This window comes from Achromobacter sp. 1014246743, assembly GCF_059760725.1.
The window spans coordinates 1-460 of sequence record NZ_JCBANA010000161.1 but is presented as its reverse complement, the minus strand read 5'-3'; the positions used below and the strand labels follow the sequence as shown (position 1 = coordinate 460).

1 protein-coding gene is annotated in these 460 nt (G+C 59.8%); it reads left to right on the top strand.

Going from position 1 to position 460, the window contains the following annotated elements; genetic code table 11:
* Nucleotides 1-23 precede the first annotated feature (23 nt).
* Nucleotides 24-460, top strand: a 437-nt coding sequence (locus AC6LJ2_RS30060) for an IS110 family transposase (RefSeq protein ID WP_376139489.1), incomplete at its 3' end; no start/stop codon positions are given.

Below are 460 nucleotides of genomic sequence, written 5' to 3'. Positions count from 1 at the left end.
TTCGAATGTTGCAAGGATGGGACATGACAGACGCGATGGTTAGCCAAGACAGCACCGAAGTCGTAGATTTTGTAGGCGTGGATATGGCCCAGAAGGATTTCGTCTGGAGCTTGCATGGAGTGAGGGGTACCCATGAGGCGAGCAATGACGAAGCCGGGTTCAGTGCCTTTTGTGAGGCGATCAAGGGCAAGCGCATTGGCCTGATCGTGGTCGAAGCGACTGGGGGGCTGGAGCGAGCATTGGCGTGCTACCTGCTTCAGCATGGTCTACCGGTCGCGGTGGCCAACCCGCGGGCGGCACGCGAGTTTGCGCGTAGCCTGGGCCATTTGGCTAAGACCGATGCGATTGATGCCGTGGCCTTGGCGCACTATGCCCAGACCTTGGCTGGCAAGGCAGACCAGGTCGGTGTGCAGTTTGCTCCACCGGATGAGCAGGTCGAGGTGTTGCAGGCGCTCGTGAC